At 60.0% G+C, this 19,143-nt stretch carries 11 protein-coding genes, 2 tRNA genes and 3 rRNA genes; 4 read left to right on the plus strand and 12 right to left on the minus strand.

All coding sequences use genetic code 11. The features are described from left to right. Nucleotides 1-172 precede the first annotated feature (172 nt). The 3 genes from mksB to mksF are packed head-to-tail and all read left to right on the plus strand — an operon-like array spanning nt 173 to nt 4,964. Entirely contained in the window at nt 173-1,432 is a 1,260-nt protein-coding gene (mksB, locus tag PJW05_RS22590) for an Mks condensin complex protein MksB (RefSeq protein ID WP_271409181.1), read from the plus strand. Continuing rightward, entirely contained in the window at nt 1,432-2,133 is a 702-nt protein-coding gene (gene mksE, locus PJW05_RS22595; RefSeq protein ID WP_271409182.1) for an Mks condensin complex protein MksE, read from the plus strand. Before mksB ends, mksE begins: the two co-directional genes overlap by 1 nt. Continuing rightward, the gene (gene mksF / locus PJW05_RS22600; RefSeq protein ID WP_271409183.1) at nt 2,130-4,964 is read left to right on the plus strand and encodes an Mks condensin complex protein MksF; all 2,835 of its coding nucleotides are present in this window, start codon (nt 2,130-2,132) and stop codon (nt 4,962-4,964) included. Before mksE ends, mksF begins: the two co-directional genes overlap by 4 nt. A 46-nt stretch (nt 4,965-5,010) precedes the next feature. Here mksF and PJW05_RS22605 read toward each other — a convergent pair whose 3' ends face one another. The 12 genes from PJW05_RS22605 to ilvC all read right to left on the minus strand — a co-directional run bounded on the left by PJW05_RS22605 (nt 5,011) and on the right by ilvC (nt 18,128). Then, a complete protein-coding gene (locus tag PJW05_RS22605) occupies nt 5,011-7,314 on the minus strand; it encodes a PqiB family protein (RefSeq protein ID WP_271409184.1) in 2,304 nt (767 codons plus the stop codon). Further along, on the minus strand, nt 7,307-7,930 hold the full coding sequence (locus PJW05_RS22610; RefSeq protein ID WP_271409185.1) for a paraquat-inducible protein A: 624 nt from the start codon (nt 7,928-7,930) through the stop codon (nt 7,307-7,309). Before PJW05_RS22610 ends, PJW05_RS22605 begins: the two co-directional genes overlap by 8 nt. Next, nucleotides 7,917-8,579, minus strand: coding sequence for a paraquat-inducible protein A (locus PJW05_RS22615; protein WP_271409186.1), 663 nt, complete (start codon nt 8,577-8,579; stop codon nt 7,917-7,919). Before PJW05_RS22615 ends, PJW05_RS22610 begins: the two co-directional genes overlap by 14 nt. A gap of 173 nt (nt 8,580-8,752) precedes the next feature. Continuing rightward, nucleotides 8,753-8,868 (minus strand): 5S ribosomal RNA (gene rrf / locus PJW05_RS22620). 139 nt (nt 8,869-9,007) lie between these two features. After that, nucleotides 9,008-11,899, minus strand: a 23S ribosomal RNA gene (locus PJW05_RS22625). 228 nt (nt 11,900-12,127) lie between these two features. Continuing rightward, a tRNA-Ala gene (locus PJW05_RS22630) sits at nt 12,128-12,203 on the minus strand. 23 nt (nt 12,204-12,226) lie between these two features. Next, nucleotides 12,227-12,303 (minus strand) — tRNA-Ile (locus PJW05_RS22635). 91 nt (nt 12,304-12,394) lie between these two features. Further along, a 16S ribosomal RNA gene (locus PJW05_RS22640) occupies nt 12,395-13,931 on the minus strand. The 16S, 23S and 5S rRNA genes sit together here with 2 tRNA genes alongside, the layout of an rRNA operon. 549 nt (nt 13,932-14,480) lie before the next feature. Beyond that, nucleotides 14,481-15,089: a protein-methionine-sulfoxide reductase heme-binding subunit MsrQ gene (gene msrQ / locus PJW05_RS22645; protein WP_271409187.1), complete on the minus strand. Its 609-nt coding sequence runs from the start codon at nt 15,087-15,089 to the stop codon at nt 14,481-14,483. Next, nucleotides 15,089-16,093 (minus strand): protein-methionine-sulfoxide reductase catalytic subunit MsrP, encoded by a 1,005-nt coding sequence (gene msrP / locus PJW05_RS22650; protein ID WP_271409188.1) that lies wholly within the window; start codon nt 16,091-16,093, stop codon nt 15,089-15,091. The genes msrQ and msrP overlap by 1 nt, the downstream gene beginning before the upstream one ends. Before the next feature lie 60 nt (nt 16,094-16,153). Further along, entirely contained in the window at nt 16,154-16,969 is an 816-nt protein-coding gene (pssA, locus tag PJW05_RS22655) for a CDP-diacylglycerol--serine O-phosphatidyltransferase (RefSeq protein WP_271409189.1), read from the minus strand. Nucleotides 16,970-17,111: 142 nt separating this feature from the next. Then, nucleotides 17,112-18,128: a ketol-acid reductoisomerase gene (gene ilvC, locus PJW05_RS22660; RefSeq protein WP_271409190.1), complete on the minus strand. Its 1,017-nt coding sequence runs from the start codon at nt 18,126-18,128 to the stop codon at nt 17,112-17,114. Nucleotides 18,129-18,253: 125 nt separating this feature from the next. Here ilvC and ilvY point away from each other — a divergent pair, with 125 nt between their 5' ends. After that, nucleotides 18,254-19,135, plus strand: coding sequence for an HTH-type transcriptional activator IlvY (ilvY, locus tag PJW05_RS22665; protein WP_271409191.1), 882 nt, complete (start codon nt 18,254-18,256; stop codon nt 19,133-19,135). Nucleotides 19,136-19,143 lie beyond the last annotated feature (8 nt).

The raw sequence follows: 19,143 nt of genomic DNA on the forward strand, positions 1-19,143 counted from the left end.
TTGGATGAGGCTTGCAGCCGATTTCCAAGCGATTGATCGCACGATGCCAGTCGAAAACTGCCGAAAATTGTCAGTCCGCGACGGGGGTCGCTCCTCTGATCGGTTGAAGCTCAATCGCCACCGGCAACCTGAAGTACAATCGCCTCTTTTTTCAGCGACCCCCGGCCAATCGATGATCGATCCCAAGCGCGTATTGCGCGCCCTTGCCGAACACTGGACGTTGCTCGAGCCGCTCTGCGAGCGCTTCGATGCCGGCACCCTGAGCCTGGTGGAGCTGCGCGTGCAGCTCGCCAGCCAGCTGCCGGAGGGCACGCCCACCGACGTGACCGCCCTGCTCGACCTCTGGGTGCGCCTGGACATCCTGGTTCCCGTGGCCAAGAGCCCGAACCGCTTCGAGCTGAACGCCCAGATCCACGACTTCCTCGCCTACCTGCGGCGCGAACACCGCCTCGGCCTGTGCCTGGAAATCGAAGCCTACCTGCGCCACCTGGAACGCCTTGCCGGCTACATCCAGGAGGCCTTCGAAATCCGCGACGGCAACGACCTGGCGCGCCAACTGCGCCTGCTCGACATGCGTGTACGCGACGTGTTGAAAAAGCTCGACAACGACGAACAGGCCCTGGTGGCCGTGGCCGACCGTGCCAAGACCAGCGACCGGCAGATTCCCCTGCGCCAGCGCTACGCGGAAGTGCTGGCCACCTGGGATGAATACGTCGAGCCGATGATCCAGCTGGTAGCCGCCGACGGCGCCTTCGAGCAGGGCGTGCGTCGCGTCGAGCAGGTGCTGCTGCGCCTGCTCGGCGAGCAGCAGCGCCTCGGCCAACTGGTGGACGACGACCTGCTGCTGCGTACCCATGCGCGCATCCTGGAGATGCAGACCAGCGCCCAGCTGACCCTGCGCAAGGCCCGCGAGCTGCTGCTGCCGCTGCGCGAAGAAGCGCGCCGGCACAACGCCGTGACCCGTGGCGCGGCCCTGGCGCTGTCGGTGATCCGCAAGAAGGGCCTGGATGCCGTGCCACAAGCGGCGATGCCGCTGTTCACCCGGCCGCAGACCACCTTCCTCGGCAGCGGCTCCCAGGTGGAGGCCTATGTCTACGCCCTGGCGCGCTTCCAGCCGAAACCGGCGCACTTCCCCAAGTCCGGCGGTCCGCGCAAGGCTGTCACGCCGCGCTCGCCGAAAACCGCGCGGGAGATGCTCGACCGCTGCGAACAGGCCCTGCCGCTGCCGGACCTGATGGTCTGGCTGCTGGAACAGGAGCCCGAAGGCGCCACCGACGAGCTGCTCTACTGGTTCTCGCGCCTGTCCCGCGATGCGCGTTTTTCGCGCGAGCGCCTGGAACGCCGTGACTACCTGACCGCCGAGCACCAGGTCAGCCTGAGCTCCTACGCCCTGATCAAGAGCCCCACCGCCGCGGCCGAGAAGACTTCCTGATGAATATCGACCTGAAAGAAATGACCCAGCTCGCGCCCATCTTCCGCGAGCTGTTCAAGGGCTACCACCTCTCCCGCAGCGAGCCGGAGTGCTACGCCCAACTCTCCACCCTGCAGGACCAATACCGCGCCCTGTTCAAGGCCCTGGGCTTCGAGCTGGTCTGCGACCCGCGCGGCTTCTACTACTTCGTGCCCGAGCAGATGGGCGCCCAGGTGAACAAGACCGCCCAGCGCCTGGCGCTGTTCACCTTCATCCTGGTGGAACACCTGGCCGACCAGGGCCGCGACCCGCTCGCTGTGCTCGACGGCGGCAGCATCGGCCGCGACGAACTGCCGGCCCTGCTGGAGAAGTACCGCGACCTGTTCATGCAGGCCGAGGTGACCACCCATGAAGAACTGGAAGAGAAGGTCATCCGCCGCCTGACCCAGCTCGGCTTCGCCGAGGACAGCAACGGCGTGTACCGCTTTCTGCCGCCCATGCACCGCTTCCTCGACGTGTGCCTGGCAGTGCAGCACGACCGCGACCTGGCCGCCAGCCTGCACAGCGCCGACCTGGAGCTGCAGGCTCCGGTGCTGATGGACGACGACAGCGGCGACGCCATCATCCCCATCGAGACGCCTGATGCGGTCGAGGAATCCGAAGAAGACGCCCTGGCCCGCGCCATGGCCGAAGAACGCGCCGCCCAGGAGGAAGACGCATGAGCCAGGAACGCTACGGCATCCGCCGCTTTGCCCTGCTGAACACCGCCGGCTACAGCCTGGGCCTGTTCCCGCTGGAAACCCCGCTGTCGATCTACGGCGCCAACAACCTCGGCAAGTCCGCGTCGATCAACGCGCTGCAGTTCCCGATCCTGGCGCGCATGTCGGACATGAGCTTCGGCAAGTACAGCCTGGAGCAGTCGCGCAAGTTCTACTTCGCCACCGACACCAGCTACATCCTCGTCGAAGTCTCACTGCCCCACGGCCCCCACGTCATCGGCGTTGCCGGTCGTGGCCCGGGCGGCGGCTTTGGCCACCAGTTCTTCGCCTACCGCGGTGAGCTGGACCTGGACCACTACCAGCGCGACGGCACCTGCCTGCGCCAGCGCGAGCTGTTCAACAACCTGGAACGCGAGGGCATCAAGGCCTACGAACTCAAGCCCGATGAACTGCGTCGCCTGCTGGTGGGTGGTCACACCTCCATCCCGCTGGACCTGACCCTGATCCCGCTGCGTTCGACCAGCGAACAGAGCCTGAAGACCTTCCGCTCGCTGTTCATCAACCTGCTGCACATGCGCGAGATCACCGCGGCCAAGCTCAAGCAGCTGTTTCTCGACGCCTTCGAGCACAGCCTGCGCTCGGGCAGCGTGGACTACATCGCCGCCTGCGAAGAGGCCTTCCGCGACGTGCGCCGCATGGAGCAGGATTACCAGGCGCTGGTGGCCGCCGGCCCGCTGGTGGAAGCCCTGGCCAACGGCGTGGCCCAGCGCGAGGTCCTGCGCGGCAAGCTGCACCGCATCTCGCCGCTGCTGGACTCCCTGCTGGGCACCTGGCAGGACTACGCCGGCGCCCGCAAGGAAGAGCTGGTGATCCAGGCCGAGCACTACCGCAACGAGCAGGACGGCCTGCAGAACGAGCAGCGCGGCGGCACCCAGGAAATGATGCGCCTGGAGCGCGCCATCACCGAGAACCAGCGCTGGCTGGGCGAGCTGGCGGTACTGAAGAACCGCTTCGCCCTGGTAGACGACGCCAAGGTGCTGGAGCAGCAACTGCTCGCCGCCAAGGACGCCCACGACGAGCTGGCCGGCGCCCTGGCGCAGTCCCGCCAGTTCTCGGCCGAAGACCTGGACGAGCGGCTGCGCGACCTGGAGAAGCGCCTGAAGGGCGTCAGGCAGCAGCTCGACCACGCCGACAACAACAGCTACTCGCGCCTGCGCGAGGAGTTCAGCCAGGCGGACGTCGACCGCCTGATGCGCCTGTTCAATGGCCAGCTGTTCAGCCTGCCGCTGGGCGAAAAAGGCATCCAGCTGGACGACGGCGAAGCCTGGGTGAAGTCCCTGGAAACCGTGCTCGACCAATTCAAGGGCAGCCAGTTCGAAGTACCCGGCCTGTCCATCGACCTCTCCCATATCGAGCCGCCGGCCCTGCAGGCCCTGGCTGACCGCGCCGCCCTGCGCGACCAGAAGGACCGCCTGGAACGCGAGCTGAAGCAGCTCAAGACCCAGCAGTCCGTAGCCGCCGACCGCGCCGCGAGCAAGGCCCAGGCCGAGAAGCTGTACCAGGACGTGCTGGATGCGCAGAAGGCCCTGGAGGACTTCCGCAAGTCCCAGACCCTGAGCGCCGAAGAGCCGGCCAAGCTGGAGGAGCTGGCGCAACTGGAAGCCACTCAGGACGAGCTCAAGCGCTCCGCCGACGCCTTTACCGAGCGCGTTCAGCAACTGTCCGCCAAGCTGCAACTGGTCGGACGCCAACTGGCCGACCTGGAAGCCAAGGAGCGCACGCTGGAGGACGCCCTGCGCCGCCGCCAGCTGCTGCCAGCCGACCTGCCCTTCGGCAAGCCGTTCATGGACCCGGTGGACGACAGCCTGGAGAACCTGCTGCCGCTGCTCAACGACTACCAGGACACCTGGCAGGCGCTGCAGCGCATCGACGGGCAGATCGAGGCGCTCTATGCCCAGGTCCGCCTCAAGGGTGTGGCCAAGTTCGACAGCGAGGACGACGCCGAGCGCCGCCTGCAGCTGCTGATCAACGCCTACGCGCACCGCCAGGACGAGGCCCTGACCCTGGCCAAGGCGCGCCGTGCGGCGGTCACCGACATCGCCCGCACCCTGCGCAACATCCGTAGCGACTACGACAACCTGGAACACCAGCTGGCCCTGTTCAACCGCGAGATCAACAAGCGTCAGGTGTCCAACCTGTCGAGCTTCCGCATCGTCCTCGCGCCGAACAAGGAAGCCCTGCGCCACATCGACCAGATCATCCACAGCGCCGGCCAGTACGAGGAAGGCGAGACCCTCTCGGTCTTCGACCTGACCAACTCCAGCGACCAGGATGCGAAGAACGAAGAGGCCAAGGAGTACCTGGCGCGCCTGGTGGCGGCCAACGGTAACCAACTGGGCCTGAAGGACCTGTTCGAGCTGGCCTTCGAGATCACCAAGGTCCACGGCCAGCCGGTCATCCACACGGACATCGATGGCGCCGCCTCCAACGGCACCACCATGACCATCAAGGCGCTGACCAACATGTACCTGCTGCTGCACCTGATGGACCGTGAGCAGGCCGGCCGCATTCGCCTGCCCTACTATCTGGACGAGGCCGCGGACATCGACGAGCGCAATCAGCAGGCGTTGATCGAGACCAGCCAGCAACTGGGCTTCACCCCCATCCTGGCGTCGGTGAAACCCCAGGTGTCGGCCAACGTCGCCATCGACCTGGAAGGCGGCAGCGGCCCGAACGGCATCTACATCGACGAGGCGGACTGGAAGCTCATCAAGCGTCGCGAGGTGGCCAAGGCCAACCAGGACGCGAAGGACGAGGCGGCCGAGCCCGCCTGATCCCGCGCAGGAGAAGCAGAAGGGCCGCAATCGCGGCCCTTCTGCTTTATTGGGAGGTTACTTTTGCCAGGGGAATCTTCGGCGCCCAGGTCAGCCACTCGTCCTCGGCATCGTCATGCAGGGCGAAGGTCTGGCCGTTGAGGGCCGCGTTGCCCATTTGCTCCTCGTTCGGGGTGGCGAAGGAGATACCACCTTGTATCAGCGACTCCACGGACTCGGTACGCACCTTCACGCCCTTGAACAGGCTGGCGTCGACGCCCACGCCGCTGGTATGCCAGAAGCGGCTGCCGCTGTGCACCAGCGGGGCATAGCGCGGCTCGATGAGCACATGGATGAAGACGCGGTCGGCCGTCTTGCCCAGCTCGTAGGAAAGCACGGTGCCCACCGGGACTTCGCGGTAGCTGACGATCACGCCGGGTTTGATCGACCCCCGGCGCGGCGCACTCAGGATGATGCGCAGACCTTGCTGGCGAGCCACCGGGTCGGGGGACTCGGCCAGCGCAGTGAAGCGGGTCTGCGCGGCGCCCGGCTTGGCCGCCGGCAGCACTTCCAGGTATTGGCCGCTCACCAGGGTGTCCAGGTTGGCGGTCCGCAGCAAACCAAGTTCCGGACGCACGACCCAGAATTGGCTGCCTGAGCGGGCGATGCGATCCGCCGCCTGGGTCAGGCGCGCCTTGACCACCACACCGGAGAGGTCATTGCTCAGGCTGACGGATTCCACCTCACCGACATCGATGCCCTTGAAGCGAATCGGCGAACCTTCACGGATGCCCTCGGCCTGGGGAATGGCGATCTCGATCACGGTGCCTTTGACGATGGCCTGGGACTCATCGTCATACAGCGTGAAGCGCCGCGGCCGGGTCACCGGCCTGGCCTTGGGGTCCGGGGTGGTAAAGGTGATACCGCCGGCCAGCAAGGTCTGCAGGGATTCGCTCTTCACCTCGACACCGGACAGGCTGCCCTTGAGGGTTATGCCACTGGAGTTCCAGAAACGGGTGGACTCGTTCACCAGCTTGGCGAACTCGGGCTCGATGTGGATGCCGATGACCACACGCTCCTGGCTGCGGGAGAGCTGGTAGCTCTGCACGCTGCCCACACGCACCTGGCGGAACAGCACGGGGCTGCCTACCTCCAGGGAGCCGAGTCGGTCGCTGGTGAGTACCAGGTGCAGGCCGGGGGCATCGGTATTCAGCGGCGGGGCCTTGGGCCGGACCTTGAACTCGCGAGTAGGCGTGCCCTCCTTGGCGAAACGCACGGCGATGTAGTTGCCTTTCACCAGGGCTTCGATGCCGGTGATGCCAGCCAGCGATATCGAGGGTTTCACCGTCCAGAACTCGGTGCCCTCGACGAGGTAGTCCTCGGTACGCGGTTCCATGGTCAGTTCGGCGGTGGCACCGGTGAAGTCCTTGTCCATGTCCAGTTTCTTCAGGGTGCCGACCTGCACGCCGTTGTACATCACCGGCGTCGTACCTGGGCTGAGGCCACTGACATCGTCCATGCGCAGCAGGACGCGCAATCCCGCTTCGGCGGCTTCAAATCCGTCATACAGGCGGAAAGGGATACTGGGGTCGGTGGGGGGGCTGTCCTGGCGGTGCTCAGGCGTGGCGAAGGCAATACCGCCCGCCATGATGCTGAGCACCGACTCGGTGCGGATCTTCACCCCCGACAGGCCGGCGGTGACGTTGAGACCGCTGGCGTTCCAGAAACGCGTGTGCTTGCGCACCAGATGCGCATAGGGCTGTTCGATATGCACCTTGATCTCGACGGTGCGCTGATCCTCGGCCAGCTGGTAACTCTTCACCTGGCCCACCTGGATCTGCCGGTAGTAGACCGGGCTGCCCTGCTCCAGGGAACCAAGGCGCTCGGCCTTGAGGACGATGTGCAGGCCGGCCAGCGAGTCGGACAACGGCGGCGGCTCCGGCAACGCGGTATAGCGTCGCTCCGGCTCGCCCTCCACCGGGTCGATGGCGATGTAGATACCGGAAACGAGGGTTTCCAGGCCGGTCACACCGGCCAGGGAGACCCGCGGACGAACCAGCCAGAATCGGGTGGACTTGCTGAGATAGGGTTCGGCCTCCTTCATTACCTCGACCGTGGCGACCACGCCCTTGATGTCCTCGCTGACATGCAGGTCGATGACCTTGCCGACCTGGATACCCTTGTACATCAACTGCGTCTTGCCCACTTGGATACCTTCGCCGTTCTCGAAGCGAATCTGGATCTCGATCCCCGCCTCGCTCATGGCCTTCCAGGCCAGCCAGAGTCCGATGAGCAACGCCAGCAGGGGGAGCACCCAGATGGCGGACCAGCTCGTGGTTTTCTTGGTGTTGGGCGATGGCAACTCAGGCATTCTCGTCGTCCATATCGGTGTTGTCCCAGATCAGTCTGGGGTCGAAGGTCACTGCCGCGATCATGGTGATGACCACCACGCTGGCGAAGGCGGCTGCCCCCAGGTTGGCTTCGATGCTGGCCAGGTTGCCGAAGTTCACCAGCGCCACGAGGATGGCGATGACGAAGATATCCAGCATGGACCAGCGACCTATCCACTCAATGAAGCGGTACATCAGGATGCGCTGTCGCGGGGACATGGGCAGGCGTCGCTGCACTGAATAAAGCAGCAGGGCGATGCCTACCAGTTTGAAAGTGGGGACCAGGATACTGGCGACGAAAACCACCAGTGCGATGGGTACCATTTCGGCGTGAATCAGTTCGAGCACGCCGCCCATGATGGTGGACGGGGCACCGTTTCCGAGAAAGTTCACCGTCATGATCGGCAGCACATTGGCCGGCACATAAAGGATGGTCGCGGTGATCAGCAGCGCCCAGGTGCGGACGATGCTGTTGGGGCGGCGCGGATACAGGCCGGCTCCGCAGCGACGACAGTGGCCGTGGTCCGCTTCCTGCGCCGGGCGGTTCAACTGGTGGCACTCATCGCAAACGATGATGCCGACATCAATGGCTCGCATGCGTCCCTCCGTCAGCATCCAGTGCATCCCAGACCTGGTGCGGTGACATGGTGACCTCCAGCCAGACCTGGGATAAAAGGAGTCCGATGAAGCAGGCCAGGCCAACGCCCAGGTGCAGGTCGGCCAGGTCGATCAGTTTGACGATGGAAACCAGAATGCCCATGAGGTAGACCTCAAGCATGCCCCACTCCCTCAGGTGGTGATACAGACGATAAAGCATCACCCCCAGGCCGAGGGCCCGGCGGGTGTTGATGCAGGTCAGCACCACCAGTTGGCAGAGCAATTTGATCAGCGGAATGACCATGCTGCAGAGGAATACCAGCACCGCCACCCCTTGCATGCCGGTGTCGTAGAGGCCGACTACACCAGTCCACACAGTGTCCTGCGTGGTATGTCCCAGCAGGTTGAGTTTCATGATGGGCAGGAAGTTGGCCGGCACGAATAGCAACAAGGCTGTCAGCACCAAGGCCAGTGCCCGACGCTCCATCTGCGTGCGATGCACCACCAGTTCATAACCACAACGAGGGCAACAGGCTTTCTGCTCCTCGCCGAGATCGGGCCGACGCATCAGCAGGTCACACTCGTGACAAGCGATCAGGTCATGCAAAGGCAATTCGGATAGCGGGCGTTGTTCAGCCTGTTCAGGCATAGCGTCGTAGCTCTCAGGGTGTCGCGGCTATTCTAGACGAGCAGGCCGGCGCCGGTCGCGGCGCATCAGTATCCAGGTGCTACCACCCACCCACGCATCATCCAACCCGGATTTTCCCGCGCGCAAAGACAAACCCCCGAACCGCAGTCGCGGATCGGGGGTTTGGGATAGGAGCTTGACGATGACCTACTCTCACATGGAGAAGCTCCACACTACCATCGGCGATGCGTCGTTTCACTGCTGAGTTCGGGATGGGATCAGGTGGTTCCAACGCTCTATAGTCGTCAAGCAATTCGGTTGGGGCATCGTCGGTGACGCTACCCCGAATCAGGTATGTGATAGTGGTTGGCTTTGCGGTTCTTGCGAACTTTCGGTCTATATCGACTTCACCAGTCGCACCCACAATCACCAGATTGTTTGGGTGTTATATGGTCAAGCCTCACGGGCAATTAGTATTGGTTAGCTCAACGCCTCACAGCGCTTACACACCCAACCTATCAACGTCGTAGTCTTCGACGGCCCTTTAGGGGATTCAAGATCCCAGTGAGATCTCATCTTGAGGCGAGTTTCCCGCTTAGATGCTTTCAGCGGTTATCTCTTCCGAACATAGCTACCCGGCAGTGCCACTGGCGTGACAACCGGAACACCAGAGGTTCGTCCACTCCGGTCCTCTCGTACTAGGAGCAGCCCCTCTCAAATCTCAAACGTCCACGGCAGATAGGGACCGAACTGTCTCACGACGTTCTAAACCCAGCTCGCGTACCACTTTAAATGGCGAACAGCCATACCCTTGGGACCGGCTTCAGCCCCAGGATGTGATGAGCCGACATCGAGGTGCCAAACACCGCCGTCGATATGAACTCTTGGGCGGTATCAGCCTGTTATCCCCGGAGTACCTTTTATCCGTTGAGCGATGGCCCTTCCATACAGAACCACCGGATCACTAAGACCTACTTTCGTACCTGCTCGACGTGTCTGTCTCGCAGTCAAGCGCGCTTTTGCCTTTATACTCTGCGACCGATTTCCGACCGGTCTGAGCGCACCTTCGTACTCCTCCGTTACTCTTTAGGAGGAGACCGCCCCAGTCAAACTGCCCACCATACACTGTCCTCGATCCGGATGACGGACCAGAGTTAGAACCTCAAGCATGCCAGGGTGGTATTTCAAGGATGGCTCCACGAGAACTGGCGTCCTCGCTTCAAAGCCTCCCACCTATCCTACACAAGCAGGCTCAAAGTCCAGTGCAAAGCTACAGTAAAGGTTCACGGGGTCTTTCCGTCTCAGCCGCGGATACACTGCATCTTCACAGCGATTTCAATTTCACTGAGTCTCGGGTGGAGACAGCGCCGCCATCGTTACGCCATTCGTGCAGGTCGGAACTTACCCGACAAGGAATTTCGCTACCTTAGGACCGTTATAGTTACGGCCGCCGTTTACCGGGGCTTCGATCAAGAGCTTCGCTTGCGCTAACCCCATCAATTAACCTTCCGGCACCGGGCAGGCGTCACACCCTATACGTCCACTTTCGTGTTTGCAGAGTGCTGTGTTTTTAATAAACAGTCGCAGCGGCCTGGTATCTTCGACCGGCATGGGCTTACGGAGCAAGTCCTTCACCCTCACCGGCGCACCTTCTCCCGAAGTTACGGTGCCATTTTGCCTAGTTCCTTCACCCGAGTTCTCTCAAGCGCCTTGGTATTCTCTACCCGACCACCTGTGTCGGTTTGGGGTACGGTTCCTAGTTACCTGAAGCTTAGAAGCTTTTCCTGGAAGCATGGCATCAACCACTTCGTGTTCTAAAAGAACACTCGTCATCAGTTCTCGGCCTTGAACACCCGGATTTGCCTAAGTGTTCGGCCTACCACCTTAAACTTGGACAACCAACGCCAAGCTGGCCTAGCCTTCTCCGTCCCTCCATCGCAGTAACTAGAAGTACGGGAATATTAACCCGTTTCCCATCGACTACGCATTTCTGCCTCGCCTTAGGGGCCGACTCACCCTGCGTCGATTAACGTTGCGCAGGAACCCTTGGTCTTTCGGCGTGGGTGTTTTTCACACCCATTGTCGTTACTCATGTCAGCATTCGCACTTCTGATACCTCCAGCAAGCTTCTCAACTCACCTTCACAGGCTTACAGAACGCTCCTCTACCGCTCGTCTTACGACGAACCCGTAGCTTCGGTGTGTAGTTTGAGCCCCGTTACATCTTCCGCGCAGGCCGACTCGACTAGTGAGCTATTACGCTTTCTTTAAAGGATGGCTGCTTCTAAGCCAACCTCCTAGCTGTCTAAGCCTTCCCACATCGTTTCCCACTTAACTACAACTTTGGGACCTTAGCTGACGGTCTGGGTTGTTTCCCTTTTCACGACGGACGTTAGCACCCGCCGTGTGTCTCCCACGCTGACACTTCCAGGTATTCGGAGTTTGCATCGGTTTGGTAAGTCGGGATGACCCCCTAGCCGAAACAGTGCTCTACCCCCTGGAGTGATACGTGAGGCGCTACCTAAATAGCTTTCGAGGAGAACCAGCTATCTCCGAGCTTGATTAGCCTTTCACTCCGATCCACAAGTCATCCGCTACCTTTTCAACGGGAGTCGGTTCGGTCCTCCAGTCAGTGTTACCTAACCTTCAACCTGCTCATGGATAGATCGCCCGGTTTCGGGTCTATACCCAGCGACTAAACGCCCTATTAAGACTCGCTTTCGCTACGCCTCCCCTATACGGTTAAGCTCGCCACTGAATATAAGTCGCTGACCCATTATACAAAAGGTACGCAGTCACCTAACAAAGTAGGCTCCCACTGCTTGTACGCATACGGTTTCAGGTTCTATTTCACTCCCCTCTCCGGGGTTCTTTTCGCCTTTCCCTCACGGTACTGGTTCACTATCGGTCAGTCAGTAGTATTTAGCCTTGGAGGATGGTCCCCCCATATTCAGACAAAGTTTCACGTGCTCCGTCCTACTCGATTTCACTTCCTGGACCCTTTCGCGTACGGGGCTATCACCCACTATGGCCGCACTTTCCAGAGCGTTCCGCTAAAATCCAAGAAGCTTAAGGGCTAGTCCCCGTTCGCTCGCCACTACTAAGGGAATCTCGGTTGATTTCTGTTCCTCAGGGTACTTAGATGTTTCAGTTCCCCTGGTTCGCCTCTTGCACCTATGGATTCAGTACAAGATACCTAGGTTATCCTAGGTGGGTTCCCCCATTCAGAGATCTCCGGATCAAAGTCTGTTTGCCGACTCCCCGAAGCTTATCGCAGGCTACCACGTCTTTCATCGCCTCTGACTGCCAAGGCATCCACCGTATGCGCTTCTTCACTTGACCATATAACCCCAAGCAATCTGCCTGCGATCATGGTGTGAAGACGACATTCGCCGAAAATTCGCGCTTGAACTCGCAAATTTTGCCTTGAGTTGCTGAGTGCAGTGAAACACTCAACAAGTCACTTCTATCACATACCCGAATTTTTAAAGAACAGTTCTGGCGCAAAGACCAGAAATCAACATTGAACTACCAATGTTCATTTCTGAGCTTTCAGCGATCTTGAGTTGATGGTGGAGCCAAGGAGGATCGAACTCCTGACCTCCTGCGTGCAAAGCAGGCGCTCTCCCAGCTGAGCTATGGCCCCTCTAGACTGGCCATCCCGACAATTGGTGGGTCTGGGCAGATTCGAACTGCCGACCTCACCCTTATCAGGGGTGCGCTCTAACCAACTGAGCTACAGACCCAATCGTCACTCTCGGGTCTCAACCCAATCGCTTTTCGCAAGTGAATCAAGCAATTCGTGTGGGAACTTATGAAGAAGCTGATGTCTTCGATTAAGGAGGTGATCCAGCCGCAGGTTCCCCTACGGCTACCTTGTTACGACTTCACCCCAGTCATGAATCACTCCGTGGTAACCGTCCCCCTTGCGGTTAGACTAGCTACTTCTGGAGCAACCCACTCCCATGGTGTGACGGGCGGTGTGTACAAGGCCCGGGAACGTATTCACCGTGACATTCTGATTCACGATTACTAGCGATTCCGACTTCACGCAGTCGAGTTGCAGACTGCGATCCGGACTACGATCGGTTTTATGGGATTAGCTCCACCTCGCGGCTTGGCAACCCTTTGTACCGACCATTGTAGCACGTGTGTAGCCCTGGCCGTAAGGGCCATGATGACTTGACGTCATCCCCACCTTCCTCCGGTTTGTCACCGGCAGTCTCCTTAGAGTGCCCACCATAACGTGCTGGTAACTAAGGACAAGGGTTGCGCTCGTTACGGGACTTAACCCAACATCTCACGACACGAGCTGACGACAGCCATGCAGCACCTGTGTCTGAGTTCCCGAAGGCACCAATCCATCTCTGGAAAGTTCTCAGCATGTCAAGGCCAGGTAAGGTTCTTCGCGTTGCTTCGAATTAAACCACATGCTCCACCGCTTGTGCGGGCCCCCGTCAATTCATTTGAGTTTTAACCTTGCGGCCGTACTCCCCAGGCGGTCGACTTATCGCGTTAGCTGCGCCACTAAAGTCTCAAGGACCCCAACGGCTAGTCGACATCGTTTACGGCGTGGACTACCAGGGTATCTAATCCTGTTTGCTCCCCACGCTTTCGCACCTCAGTGTCAGTATCAGTCCAGGTGGTCGCCTTCGCCACTGGTGTTCCTTCCTATATCTACGCATTTCACCGCTACACAGGAAATTCCACCACCCTCTACCATACTCTAGCTCAGTAGTTTTGGAGGCAGTTCCCAGGTTGAGCCCGGGGATTTCACCTTCAACTTGCTGAACCACCTACGCGCGCTTTACGCCCAGTAATTCCGATTAACGCTTGCACCCTTCGTATTACCGCGGCTGCTGGCACGAAGTTAGCCGGTGCTTATTCTGTTGGTAACGTCAAAACAGCAAGGTATTAACCTACTGCCCTTCCTCCCAACTTAAAGTGCTTTACAATCCGAAGACCTTCTTCACACACGCGGCATGGCTGGATCAGGCTTTCGCCCATTGTCCAATATTCCCCACTGCTGCCTCCCGTAGGAGTCTGGACCGTGTCTCAGTTCCAGTGTGACTGATCATCCTCTCAGACCAGTTACGGATCGTCGCCTTGGTGAGCCATTACCCCACCAACTAGCTAATCCGACCTAGGCTCATCTGATAGCGCGAGGTCCGAAGATCCCCCGCTTTCTCCCGTAGGACGTATGCGGTATTAGCTCGAGTTTCCCCGAGTTATCCCCCACTACCAGGCAGATTCCTAGGCATTACTCACCCGTCCGCCGCTCGCCGGCATCCCGAAGGACCCGCTGCCGCTCGACTTGCATGTGTTAGGCCTGCCGCCAGCGTTCAATCTGAGCCATGATCAAACTCTTCAGTTCAATACTGCTTGGGTTTTGAGAAAACCCTAAACTTGGCTCAGCAATCGCAAATAAACTCTCGAATTCACGAGTGTTACTTGTGATGCTGATAATCAGTTGACTATCAGTCCTACCTCACAAGCACCCACACGAATTGCTTGATTCAGTTGTTAAAGAGCATTTCGATCAAGTCTTTCGTCTCAACCGAGGCCGCGCATTCTACAGCAGCCTTTCTTACTGTCAAGCTGTTTTTCGAAAATTTCTTTTCTACTCAACCGCTTGCGCTTGCGCTTCCGATCCGATCCGATCCGATCCGATCCACTCTTCTCGTCAGCGGGAGGCGCATTCTACAGCGCTCAAACTCGCTGTCAACACCTCGATGATCACTTCGTTTCAGCCTTGCGGGAGAGCGAAGTGGCACGCGTCAATGTCGCCTGCCGATCACCACTCCTTCGCTTCGATTTTAGCTAAGTGCTTGATTTTCAAGCTCTTTCGCTGCTTCGTCGCTGGGAGTGATGCGCATTATAGGGATGCAGAATTTGCCGTCAACACTTATTTGAAACTTTTTCGTCATCCCGGCTGTGCACTGCGAAACACGCGGGGCAAGAGGCGCTCCACAGCTGGTGCACGCAATAGCATCAGCAGAGCCCCAACAAAGGCATAGCCTGCCCACTCCGCCATATCCGCGCGCACCACCCAGAGCATATGCAGCAACGCGATGGCAAGGATGGCGTATATAAGTCGGTGCAACTGCTTCCAGCGCTTGCCCAGTCGCCTGACGCTGAATCGATTGGACGTGATCGCAAGGGCGAGCAGCCCCGTGAAGCCCAACGCCCCCACAAAGATGTAAGGCCGCTTGCCCAGGTCGATGAGCAACTGCTGCATATCCAGTCCCAGCAGGAATACGGCATAGGCACTGATGTGCAGCACGACATAGGTAAAGCACCACAATCCCATCTGGCGCCGCACCGCTATCCACCCTCCCCAGCCGGTCAGCTTCTGCAGCGGCGTCATCGCCAAGGTAATCAGCAGGAACCAGAGCGCCCCCAAACCAAGACGATCCACCAGAACCTTTCCCGGGTCCGGCCCCAGGGCAAATATCCAGGCTTGATAGAGCCAAAGCACCACAGGTATTGGAGCAACCAGGAATACGGAAAGTCGCCAAAGCCTGAAACGCATCAGTAGTTCTTCCTCAGATCCAGCCCCGTATAGAGGCCGGCCACTTCTTCATAGCCATTGAACATGCGCGTCGGTACGACGTTTGGACTGAACAACCCACTGGGCAGCCGCCGCTCATGGGCCTGGCTCCATCGGGGGTGATCCACCTCGGGATTGACGTTCGAATAGAAGCCATATTCCTCCGGTGCAATGGATTGCCAGGTCGTCGGCGGCTGCTCGCTGACCAGACTGATCCGAACGATGGACTTGATGCTCTTGAATCCATACTTCCAGGGAACCACCAGGCGCAACGGTGCACCGTTCTGATTTGGCAGGATGCGGCCATACATGCCAACGGCAAGTATCGTCAGCGGATGCATGGCCTCATCCAGGCGCAAGCCTTCCACATAGGGCCAGTCGATAAGGGAGAAACCGGAACGCACTCCAGCCATCTGGTCGGGGGCCAGGTGGGTCTCGAAACTGACGTACTTCGCATTGCCGTTCGGCTCTGCCCGCTTGAGCAGATCGGCAAGGGGGAAGCCAAGCCAGGGAATGACCATGGACCAAGCCTCGACGCAGCGCAGTCGGTAGATACGCTCCTCCAAACCATGAGGCTTGACGATATCCTCCAGTGAGTAGGTACCCGGCTTCCCCACTTCGCCATCGATACGCACCGTCCAGGGCTCGACCTGCATCTTCTCCGCATAGCGTGCGGGGTCGCCCTTGTTGGTGCCGAACTCATAGAAGTTGTTGTAGTGGGTCGCATCCTGGAAGGGCGTGACCGACTCGCTTCCCGCGGTTACCGCCTGCCAGCGGGTGCCGGCAAGCTTCTCCGAAAACCAGCCGGGCGCCTGAGCAGGCTCGACATCGGGGTAGGACGAAGCGTCCCCGGCCCGCACCGGCAACGCAGCCATGGCAGCCAGACCACCTGCGGCAGCCAATAGGCGGCGCCGGGACAGATAGATGGTTTCGGGAGTGACCTCGTGCTCTCGGCACGCGGAAGAAGGTGGGACCTGGATCAACATGGCGGCTCCGCAACTTGGGCTGGAATGCCCAGTAGACTGCGGAGCCGCGAGGAAATTACATCACTCGACCTGTTTGCGGCGACGCAGTTGAAGCAAGTATTGCACCGGGCCGGACGCGGCGTAAGCCAGGAAGATCAGCAGAAGGATGCGCGGCGGGTCGCTGAACACCACGGCGAAGACCAGCACGACCACAAGGATCGCCACGAAGGGCACGCGACCTTTGAGATCCAGGTCCTTGAAGCTGTAGAACTTGATGTTGCTCACCATCAGCATGCCGGCCAAGGCGACCAGCAGAGCCACGATGAACGACATGTTCGAACCCTTGATGCCGAAATCGCTGAAGGCCCAGACAGTACCAGCCACCACGCCCGCAGCGGCAGGACTGGCGAGACCGATGAAGTAGCGTTTGTCCACCTTGCCGATCTGGGTGTTGAAGCGCGCCAGACGCAGCGCCGCTCCTGCTACATAGATGAACGCAACGGTCAGGCCAACGCTACCCAGGCCGCTCAGCGCCCATTCGAAAGCCAGCAGCGCGGGGGCGACGCCAAAGGCGACCATGTCCGACAGCGAGTCGTATTCGGCACCGAAGGCGCTCTGCGTGTTGGTGAGGCGGGCAACACGCCCATCGAGGCTGTCAAGCACCATGGCAACGAAAACAGTGGCGGCGGCCACCGAGAAGTTGCCGCTCATGGCATTGACGATGGCATAGAAGCCGGCGAACAGGTTGGCAGTGGTGAACAGGTTGGGCAGCAGGTAGATGCCGCGGTGGCGGACCTTGCGACCCTCGGCGTCCTGGCCCTCCTCGACGTGCTCGTCGATGGGCAGCAGGCTGTCGCCCTCGGTGGGCTGATTCGGCTCTTCGGGACGTTCACTCATGAACAACATCCTTGCATCGAATTCGGAGTTTTGGGCGGTTCCTTGGATCAACCGCCCGGCAGACAGGCTTTATACCAGAAGCCTGGCGCCAGAATAAAAGAACGCGGCCTGGGCCGCGTTCTTTGGAGATCGGGAAAAGACCTTAGTTCTTGGTCTTGTCGACGATCTTGTTGGCAGAGATCCACGGCATCATCGCACGCAGGCGCTCACCGACCTGCTCGATCGGGTGGGCGGCGTTGTTGCGACGGTAAGCAGTCATCGAAGCGTAGTTCGAGGCGCCTTCCTGGATGAACATCTTGGCGTACTCGCCATCTTGGATGCGCTTCAGAGCGTTGCGCATGGCCTGACGGGATTCGGCGTTGATGACCTCCGGACCGGTTACGTACTCACCGTACTCGGCGTTGTTGGAGATCGAGTAGTTCATGTTGGCAATGCCGCCTTCGTACATCAGGTCGACGATCAGCTTCAGTTCGTGCAGGCACTCGAAGTAGGCCATTTCCGGCGCGTAGCCAGCTTCGACCAGGGTTTCGAAGCCAGCCTTCACCAGCTCGACGCAACCGCCGCAGAGAACGGCCTGCTCACCGAACAGGTCGGTTTCGGTTTCGTCCTTGAAGGTGGTTTCGATGATGCCGGTACGGCCGCCGCCCACGCCGCAGGCGTAGGACAGGGCGACGTTCTTGGCGTTGCCGGAAGCGTCCTGGTAAACGGCTACCAGGTCAGGGATGCCACCGCCCTTGACGAACTCGGAGCGAACGGTGTGGCCCGGAGCCTTCGGCGCGATCATGATCACGTCGAGATCGGCACGCGGTACGACCTGGTTGTAGTGGATGGCAAAACCGTGGGCGAAGGCCAGGGTGGCGCCCTTCTTCAGGTTCGGCTCGACTTCTTCCTTGTACAGCTTGGACTGGAACTCGTCCGGAGTCAGGATCATGACCAGGTCAGCAGCGGAAACGGCTTCCGGCACACTCTTGACGGTCAGACCATGGGCCTCGGCCTTGGCAACGGTGGCGGAGCCCGGGCGCAGGCCGACGGTTACGTCGACACCGGAATCTTTCAGGTTGCACGCGTGAGCGTGACCCTGGGAGCCGTAACCGATGATGGCAACTTTCTTGCCCTGGATGATCGAGAGGTCACAGTCTTTGTCGTAATAAACTTTCATGTTCCTGGCTCTTTTATAGCGAAAGGGATTGGGTGCGCGCACCGCGACAAGGGCACATTAAGCGATCCCTTCCATTGCGTAAAATGATATATTCGCAACGCAATATGCCGAATATAGAAACGGTCATGGACAGCCACTCCCTCAAGCTATTCCTTGCCCTGGCAGACAATCTGCACTTCGGCAAAACCAGCCGCGAGCAGCATGTCAGCCCCTCGGCGCTCAGTCGCAGCATCAAGCAACTCGAGGAAGAACTCGGCGCCCCCCTGTTCGTGCGCGACAGTCGCTCAGTTCAGCTGACCCGCGAGGGGCAGCAGTTCCGCGAATACGCGAGCGAGGTCATGAGTGGCTGGCATGCCATCCGCCAACGCCTCATGCAGGACCAATTGGACCTGCACGGCGAACTCTCCCTGTATTGCTCCGTGACAGCGAGCTACAGCTTCCTCTACGACATTCTGAGCAGCTTCCGCCAGGACTACCCGCGCATCGAAATGAAGCTGCACACCGGCGACGCCGAGAAGGCCGTCGAGCGGGTGCAACAAGGGCTGGAGGATCTCGCCATCGGCGCCCGACCCGACAATCTACCAGCCGGCGTCGATTTCCAGTCGATTACCCGCTCGGAGCTCCGTTTCATCGGCCCACAGTCACCTCAACTGCTGACAGAAGAACAACTGAGTCAGCCCACGGCACAGAGCTGGAAAGACGTTCCAATGATTCTGTCGGAGGAGGGCCTTGCCCGGACCCGGACCGACCGCTGGCTGAAAAGCCACGGTATCAAGCCGCGCATCTATGCCCAGGTGAGCGGCAACGAGGCTATCGTCAGCATGGTGAGCCTGGGGTTCGGTATCGGCGTGGTTCCGCAGATCGTGCTCGACAACAGCCCACTGGCCGCGCGTATCTGCATCTACGATATTCAACCGCCACTGGCCGCCTACGACATCGGCTTATTCGCCTTGGAAAAACGCCTCAACGACCCTCTGATCGCAGCCTTCTGGAATCGCCGTCAATAAAATTCGGG

It is taken from the genome of Pseudomonas sp. Q1-7, assembly GCF_028010285.1.
Lineage (GTDB): Bacteria > Pseudomonadota > Gammaproteobacteria > Pseudomonadales > Pseudomonadaceae > Metapseudomonas.

Coding starts and splice junctions, on each gene's coding strand:
- mksB (WP_271409181.1), top strand. CDS start 173: ATGATCGATCCCAAGCGCGTATTGCGCGCCCTTGCCGAACACTGGACG.
- msrQ (WP_271409187.1), bottom strand. CDS start 15,089: ATGCGTTTCAGGCTTTGGCGACTTTCCGTATTCCTGGTTGCTCCAATA.
- PJW05_RS22615 (WP_271409186.1), bottom strand. CDS start 8,579: ATGCCTGAACAGGCTGAACAACGCCCGCTATCCGAATTGCCTTTGCAT.
- mksE (WP_271409182.1), top strand. CDS start 1,432: ATGAATATCGACCTGAAAGAAATGACCCAGCTCGCGCCCATCTTCCGC.
- PJW05_RS22605 (WP_271409184.1), bottom strand. CDS start 7,314: ATGCCTGAGTTGCCATCGCCCAACACCAAGAAAACCACGAGCTGGTCC.
- mksF (WP_271409183.1), top strand. CDS start 2,130: ATGAGCCAGGAACGCTACGGCATCCGCCGCTTTGCCCTGCTGAACACC.
- PJW05_RS22610 (WP_271409185.1), bottom strand. CDS start 7,930: ATGCGAGCCATTGATGTCGGCATCATCGTTTGCGATGAGTGCCACCAG.
- ilvY (WP_271409191.1), top strand. CDS start 18,254: ATGGACAGCCACTCCCTCAAGCTATTCCTTGCCCTGGCAGACAATCTG.
- msrP (WP_271409188.1), bottom strand. CDS start 16,093: ATGTTGATCCAGGTCCCACCTTCTTCCGCGTGCCGAGAGCACGAGGTC.
- ilvC (WP_271409190.1), bottom strand. CDS start 18,128: ATGAAAGTTTATTACGACAAAGACTGTGACCTCTCGATCATCCAGGGC.
- pssA (WP_271409189.1), bottom strand. CDS start 16,969: ATGAGTGAACGTCCCGAAGAGCCGAATCAGCCCACCGAGGGCGACAGC.